Source organism: Lactobacillus sp. ESL0246, from assembly GCF_003692965.1.
GTDB lineage: Bacteria > Bacillota > Bacilli > Lactobacillales > Lactobacillaceae > Lactobacillus.
This window is the reverse complement of sequence record NZ_REHC01000008.1, coordinates 345,985-352,639: the sequence shown is the minus strand read 5'-3', so window position 1 is coordinate 352,639 and position 6,655 is coordinate 345,985. Positions and strand designations below refer to the sequence as shown.

Here is a 6,655-nt window from a genome sequence, read left to right as displayed (position 1 = left end):
CTCAATCAGATGATAGCACCGACTTTGAAGTTAGGCCGCTTTTCCCCGAAGAGCAGGTCGATACGACCCGTAACTACTTTGATTTAGCTTATCGGAAGAATTCCACTCATGTGATTAAGATGGCTGTGCAGAACTTTTCTAAGAAAACGATCACGGTGCGGGTTAATTTGCGTAATGCCTATACTCAAGATGGGGGCGGCATTGATTTTACGCCCCAGACTAAAACACTTGATCCTAGTTTAAAGCACCCTTTAACTACCTTAATCACGCTGCATCGAGGCGACCAGAAGCTTAAGCTAGGACCAAAGCAGTCCCGCATTATCAGTGCCACGGTTAAGCTGCCTAAAGAGCGCTTTGATGGCATGATCTATGGCGACTGGCACTTTGTCGAGCGCCCCAAGAGGCCTAAGACTAAGGGCGGCATGATTACTTCTAATTATGCCTATTCATTAGGAATTGTTTTACGCGGACAGAACTATCAGGTCTTTCCCAAGGTGAAGTACGCTAAAACCACGCCGATACTCTTTAACCGTCACCCCGCTTTAGGCGTTACCTTACGTAATATTGCCCCCATGGCTATTTCTAAAGCAAGTGTTGCGGTAGCCATCGGTCGCAGTGGCGGCGAGGTGCGCACCTTTAAAGCCAACAACTTTATGATTGCCCCTAATTCGCGCATTGTGTTGCCCATTTCCTGGAGCTATGATGCACTACAATCCGGTATATATCAGATCAAAGTCACCCTGAAAGGATTGAACACGCAGAATCGCTTCCCGGTAAGTTGGACCTTTAACGAAACCATGAAGGTGAATAATTCCCAGGCTAAGACAATCAATGACCGTGCCGTTAAGAAGCCGATTAATTATTGGCTGTATGCCACGATTATTTGCGGGGTTTTACTGGTGTTAAGTCTCGGCGGTTTGGTTTGGACTTTCATGTTGCGGCCGCGCACTAAAGGAGGTGATAGTATTTGAAAGCATTGATCGCAAAATTTTCCTACCGTCGCGTGCAGTGGTTTTGGCTGGGGTTATCGATACTCTTAGCAATTGCCTTTGCGACGTGTCTGTACTTTACAATCAAAACATATAACGATTTTAATACTTGGAAGACGATCAATCTTTATTAACTAGTAAACAATCGTTGGAATAATCATTGCAAGATGGTTAGTTGTGTATGAAAAATATGTATTTGAAGGAGGAACTTCAAGATGAAATTAACTAAAATAGCCAGTATGGTAATGACAAGTGCCACAGTCTTATCGACTGTAGCTGTCGCTACTCCGGCCATTATTCAAGCTCGAACCCAAGAAGGCAATGCAGAAATGAACGGTGGTAAAGCCTTACCAGATACCAATCATAGTAGAGTAGGGATTACCTTTGGAGAAAGTAACCCAAATCCTAACCCAGATAATCCAAATAAACCAGATAATCCAAATAAACCAGATGATGGCAGGGGCTATTTACGTTTGCAACATGTGCCAGAAGTACTCGACTTTGGTAGTCATACTGCGTTTAATTCTGCCAACTCTGTCTTTACAGCAGCTGGTACAAATTTAAATAATACTAGCAATGATACTAATAAAGGATATGCCGGTGCAGACAATAAGACCCCGAAGCTTACTACCACTGATCCTAAGTTAAGTGTTATGAATGGTAAGACTTGGGTAACAGTGGTTGATAAGCAAACTAATCGTACAACTACTGATGACAAGAATGATCTTTATTCAGGTGATTGGCAATTAAGTGTTAAAGCCGACGGTCCGCTGACTACTGGCAGTGGTGCTAGTGCTAAAACTATTGCTGGAGCCACATTAGCCTTTAACAATACTGCAGTTGGCACAGTAACAACCCCTTTTAGCATAACGCATGATATGGTGGATAGTGGAGTTAGTGCTCCCAACAGCGTTGCTGCTACAACAACTAAAAATTTTTCGGTTAATTTAGTTGCCAATAGTGCTGCAGTTCAGTTTGCAACCGCATCACCTGTTCCTGATAGTGGCGGAGCAGCCGTTTTTGCTTGGGATCCAAGTGATATCAAGTTGACTTTACCAGCAAGTGCCAGTGTTGATGCAGGAACTTATACGACTTCATTAACTTGGACTTTATCCACAGGAATTCAATAAACTTAAGATTTTGTCAAGATACTTACTAACTAACAATTAAGTGATATTTTTTCACTTATACCTGCAAGTTTTGCCTAATTTTCTTAAATTAAAATTTAAGGAAATTCTGGCAGAAGTTTGTTGTTAGGTAACAATAATAATGATTTTATAAAAGGTGCTCAAGCGTAAAGCTTGAGCATCCTTTTTGTTTTATTAACAACGTTCTTTTATTTGAAAATATTGATAGAAGATTGAATTATTACTGCCGCCTAGATAGGTTTAAAGCGAATTAATAAAAAAACAAGATTCGTAAGTTGTCTGACTATTGAATCTTGTTTTTAATAATATTTTTATGGTTTCTTCTTAAAAATTGTTGGCCGCTTGAGAGCAGGCTCTGTTAGTAACGCAATCTGATCATTTTCTAAACTAATGGGTAAGAGTTCATGTTGGTATAGTCTTTCTTCAACAAACATTTCATTTTGTTCATTAATTATGACGGGGTAGTCCCACTTACCAATAGTAACGTTTAGGTGGCCATCATGATCACCTAAACTAATCAGGCCGTAACCCGGGTTTTCGTAATCACCAAGCAGGGCGGAGTTAGTTTGGACAAATTGGGGATTCATGCCCTTAAGTTGCGCTAAGTGTTGCTCTTTAGCCGCAATTTTTGCTGTCATTATTTGACTAACCTTCTGTGTCCAATTAGTAGTCTTTATTCCTAGTGTTTCATCAATTACTTGGTAAGCAAGAGCGAAAATCGCATCTGTTGAATCCATGTTGGTAGTAAAGACAAATGCTAAATCCAAATCTGGTACAAAGCCTAAAAATGAACAGTAGCCGATATATGAGCCACTATGATAAAAATACTTATGCCCGCGATAATCTTCCATCATCATCCCTAGACCATAGGCTGCAAAATTAGCTTCACCATATGCTCGACTTGGTCGCATAATTGATTGCGGCAGATAGCGCTGGGCAGTTATCTCTTCTTTAGTTGATTTTTGGGTCTTTAACTGAAATTCTGCCCATGTGAGTAAGTCCGAAATTGTAGCTAGCATGCTACTAGCCCCACCTACCTTGCCGGGTGCAATAAAGGGTACTTCTTGTGTTACGTTATTATCGCGTATATATGGTTTAACAATTCGGTTTTGAGTAGCTTCGTGATGGTTGATAAAAGTGTTATTCATATGTAGTGGTTTAAGTAAATGTTCACGTTCATATGTACCATAATCTTGCCCAATTACTTGCTCCATTACGTAAGTTGCAACAGCATAAATAAGGTTGCTGTACTGCATTTGGTAACGTAATTCATGATTAGGCTCTAAATAGCCGACATGTTCTACCTTTTCTTTTAGGGACAAATCATGTTTATTCATATTAGTGAAGCGCATCAAATCATGTGCTGGTAGGCCGCTTTGATGACTGAGTGCATCTCTGAAAGTTAGATGATCTTGTGCATATTGGTCAACTAATTTAAACTTAGGCCAATATTTTTTAAGTGGATCATCTAAATTCAGCACACCTTGATCCGCTAACTGACAAATAGCAGTCGCTAAAAATGTTTTTGAGATGGAAGCTAACGGATATAAATTGTCCTGCTGAGCAGCACCATATACATGACTAAAATGCTCGTTTTTATGATAAATACCAATTCCAAGACTAGGTAAATCGAATTGGGACATCATTTTTTGTGCTAAATCATTAATTTTATTAGTCTCCATAGCTATACCTTCTTTTTCATATAGTAGATGATTGATTGGTAATTTAGATTTATATTTTACTCTAACTTCATTTAAAATTAAATAATTTCTGTTAGTTAGCTAATACATTATCAATCAATTTAACCTTTTCCTAATTTGGCTAAATTAATCTTGAATTACAAAAAAGCAATGTCGTATATAACATTGCTTCTAAAGACTTAATTTTGACCATAGAAATAATTAGCAGTTGCGCCACCATCTATTAAAAAGGTTGATCCGGTAATAAATGCCCCCTGAGCACTCATCAATAATTGAGCTATATTAGCTACTTCATCGGCAGTTCCCGGTCGACCTGCTGGTGACTGAGCAAACATTTTTTTATAGAAGTCTCCCCGAATACCATTAAATTCATCTAGTGCCAGCTGTACCGTAAAGGTCAACTTGTAGAATGTCTTCTGTCTTAGCTTGACTAGGTGATAAACCAGCACCGTTAATCAAAGCACCAATTTCACCGAAAGTCTGAGCAAACTCAATTGTTTTAATGATTGATTGACGTGATGATAAGTCCATTTCAATTGGTTCTGCTTTAAAACCTGCTTCTTGCAAAATTTTTGTGCTGGTTTTGGCATGAGCCAAATTTTTATCACCGACAACAATCCGGTAATCAGCACCTATTCTACGAGCAATGGCTAAACTAATTTGACCAGCACCAATGACTAGCATAACTTGTTTTTTCATTTATAACTCCTTTATATTTCTTAGACGCGATTAATGCCAAGGCTAGCGCGGCTTCCTAATTGTGGGTCATGGGCTAAGCGAAATACTAAGTTGGCAATACTTATGCGCGATACATCATGACCACCAAATAATTCTCCTTTTTGTGTTAGTTGGTAATCTGTGTCAGCAGCATTATCAAACCAACCTGGACGAATGATTGTATAATTTAACTTTGATGCTTCAATTATATCTGCAGCTTGCCGATAAGGCTTAAGGGCAGGGTTATCTTTTAAATTTCCACTAATCTCTACTGTAGGTGGAATTTCATTATAAATTCCCATTGATGTAATGAAGATTAATCTTTGGACATGAGCCCGTGGCATTTGTTCTACTAAGGCTTGTGCAATTTGAGGAATTTGACCACTAACCGCTGCAAAAACTACTTCTTGCTTTTCTAAGGCTGCTTGTAGTTGTTGTTGATCTAAAGCATCACCCGAAAAAATTTGCTCACGATTAGGATTGAAATCCTTTTGCAAGCTACTCGTATGACGCGCCATCAGTGTTAGATAGTCGGACGAATGTTGAATAAAATACTTTCGTGTAACCTGACCAATAGACCCGCTAGCACCAATGATTAAAATACGCATGTTTTGAACTCCTTTCTTTTTTAGTTTAAAATTATTTTAGAACTTTACAGTAACTCGAAGGCAATAATTTTTTTGAAAAGGAAGTAGTAAAAATGTCCTATTCGGTACATGAAGCTGCGCACAAGGTGGGATTAACGCCATATGCAGTACGCTATTATGATGATAATGGAATGCTACCTTATGTTAAGCGAGATGCCAATAATAATCGAATATTCAATGATATTGATCTGGAATGGTTGCAGATTATTGTATGTTTACGTGAGACGGGGATGCCGTTGAAAGAAATTCAGCATTATTTAACTTTAGTCCAGCAGGGTAAGCAAACTGTACCAGAGCGCTACCAGATTATGCTGAAACAGCAACAAAAAACTTTACATGAAATTACGGAGCTCAAGCAGCATTTGAGGACAATTAACCGCAAAGTCAGTCATTATGCTGAGATTTTAGCTAATGATGAGCCGGATTCGTATGAACCTACAAATTTGCAAAACATGGAGCAAAATCGGGTTGAAGAACTTTAATGCCAAAAACCAGCTACTTAATCATTGGAAAATGTAAGTTCCTGGTTTTTAATTGTGATTTAGTTTAATAGTCTGATTTTTTCTTCAGGTAGTTTAATTGATACTTGTTCAAAAGAAAATGGCTTATAAAAAGACATTTGATAAGCAGTTAAATGTAAAAATTCACCTTCACTAAATTTGCAATTATAAAGTGGATCGCCTAGGATTGGAGAATTTAGGGCAGCTAAGTGAACGCGAATCTGATGGGTACGACCAGTTGCCAGACTGAGTTTAATTAGTGCAGTTGTTTGTGTACGGTTTATAACTTGGTAATGAGTTATAGATTGAAGACCGTCAGAGCGCACCATTCGCTTTCTTGGGTCATGCGGGTCGCGTCCGATAGGAAGATCAATAGTTCCAACATCTTTTAAATTAGCACTATTATTTACAACGGCAAGGTACTCACGGTGAAAAGTTTTAGTTGTTAATTGCCGGTTTAAGATCGGAACAACTGCAGCATTTTTAGCAATCAATAATAGCCCACTAGTCAGCATATCTAAACGGTGTACAATAAAAGGAGTATGCCTCAAATATGTTGCGCAATCATTTAGTGCTGTGTCAGTTTCAGATAAGTTGGGATGTGTTTTTTGTCCAGCCGGCTTATTAATAACTAGCAAATCCTTGTCTTCGTAAATGATATCGGGCAAAACACCGCTTGCTGCATAATTACCTTGAGCAGAATCAACATGGTTCAATGTAATCTCGATTATCTCACCGGGATAAATAAGCTGATTAAATGGGCGATAGCGCTTATTAATTAGAATTTTTTGTTCGATACGCAAATAATGGCGCCATTTGCGTGGTATTAGTAGTTTACGTAATAAGTCACCAATAGAGCATGGTGCAAGATTTTGTGGATAGGTAAGTGTAAAATAATAGCTCATAAATATTTATTAAACCTTTTTGAAAATATGAATAATGATTTCCTAATAT

At 38.3% G+C, this 6,655-nt stretch carries 7 protein-coding genes and 1 pseudogene; 4 read left to right on the top strand and 4 right to left on the bottom strand.

Features of this window, described 5'->3' with window-relative positions; genetic code table 11:
• From F5ESL0246_RS05765 to F5ESL0246_RS05755, 3 genes are all read left to right on the top strand, one after another.
• On the top strand, window positions 1-971 hold a 971-nt coding region (locus F5ESL0246_RS05765), incomplete at its 5' end, for a DUF916 and DUF3324 domain-containing protein (protein WP_147441045.1).
• Entirely contained in the window at window positions 968-1,123 is a 156-nt protein-coding gene (locus tag F5ESL0246_RS05760; protein ID WP_122018454.1) for a hypothetical protein, read from the top strand. The genes F5ESL0246_RS05765 and F5ESL0246_RS05760, both read left to right, overlap by 4 nt.
• Window positions 1,124-1,204: 81 nt before the next feature.
• The gene (locus F5ESL0246_RS05755) at window positions 1,205-2,119 is read left to right on the top strand and encodes a WxL domain-containing protein (protein WP_122018560.1); all 915 of its coding nucleotides are present in this window, start codon (window positions 1,205-1,207) and stop codon (window positions 2,117-2,119) included.
• 329 nt (window positions 2,120-2,448) lie between these two features.
• Here F5ESL0246_RS05755 and F5ESL0246_RS05750 read toward each other — a convergent pair whose 3' ends face one another.
• The 3 genes and pseudogenes from F5ESL0246_RS05750 to F5ESL0246_RS05740 form a co-directional block, all read right to left on the bottom strand.
• The gene (locus F5ESL0246_RS05750) at window positions 2,449-3,819 is read right to left on the bottom strand and encodes a serine hydrolase (protein WP_122018559.1); all 1,371 of its coding nucleotides are present in this window, start codon (window positions 3,817-3,819) and stop codon (window positions 2,449-2,451) included.
• Between the two features lie 197 nt (window positions 3,820-4,016).
• Window positions 4,017-4,536: pseudogene (locus tag F5ESL0246_RS05745) on the bottom strand (SDR family oxidoreductase).
• 20 nt (window positions 4,537-4,556) lie between these two features.
• Window positions 4,557-5,162: an NAD(P)H-binding protein gene (locus tag F5ESL0246_RS05740; RefSeq protein ID WP_122018558.1), complete on the bottom strand. Its 606-nt coding sequence runs from the start codon at window positions 5,160-5,162 to the stop codon at window positions 4,557-4,559.
• A 92-nt stretch (window positions 5,163-5,254) separates the two neighbouring features.
• Between F5ESL0246_RS05740 and F5ESL0246_RS05735 the strand changes: the two genes are divergently transcribed.
• Window positions 5,255-5,683 carry a MerR family transcriptional regulator gene (locus tag F5ESL0246_RS05735; protein WP_122018557.1) on the top strand — a complete coding sequence of 143 codons (429 nt, stop codon included), beginning with the start codon at window positions 5,255-5,257 and terminating at the stop codon, window positions 5,681-5,683.
• A gap of 59 nt (window positions 5,684-5,742) precedes the next feature.
• Here the strand turns inward: F5ESL0246_RS05735 and F5ESL0246_RS05730 are convergent, their stop codons facing one another.
• Window positions 5,743-6,606: an RluA family pseudouridine synthase gene (locus F5ESL0246_RS05730; RefSeq protein ID WP_122018556.1), complete on the bottom strand. Its 864-nt coding sequence runs from the start codon at window positions 6,604-6,606 to the stop codon at window positions 5,743-5,745.
• Window positions 6,607-6,655: the final 49 nt, after the last annotated feature.

Excerpts from the sequence above, each read along its gene's own strand:
- F5ESL0246_RS05755 (WP_122018560.1), top strand. The coding sequence starts at position 1,205 with ATGAAATTAACTAAAATAGCCAGTATGGTAATGACAAGTGCCACAGTC.
- F5ESL0246_RS05750 (WP_122018559.1), bottom strand. The coding sequence starts at position 3,819 with ATGGAGACTAATAAAATTAATGATTTAGCACAAAAAATGATGTCCCAA.
- F5ESL0246_RS05740 (WP_122018558.1), bottom strand. The coding sequence starts at position 5,162 with ATGCGTATTTTAATCATTGGTGCTAGCGGGTCTATTGGTCAGGTTACA.
- F5ESL0246_RS05735 (WP_122018557.1), top strand. The coding sequence starts at position 5,255 with ATGTCCTATTCGGTACATGAAGCTGCGCACAAGGTGGGATTAACGCCA.
- F5ESL0246_RS05730 (WP_122018556.1), bottom strand. The coding sequence starts at position 6,606 with ATGAGCTATTATTTTACACTTACCTATCCACAAAATCTTGCACCATGC.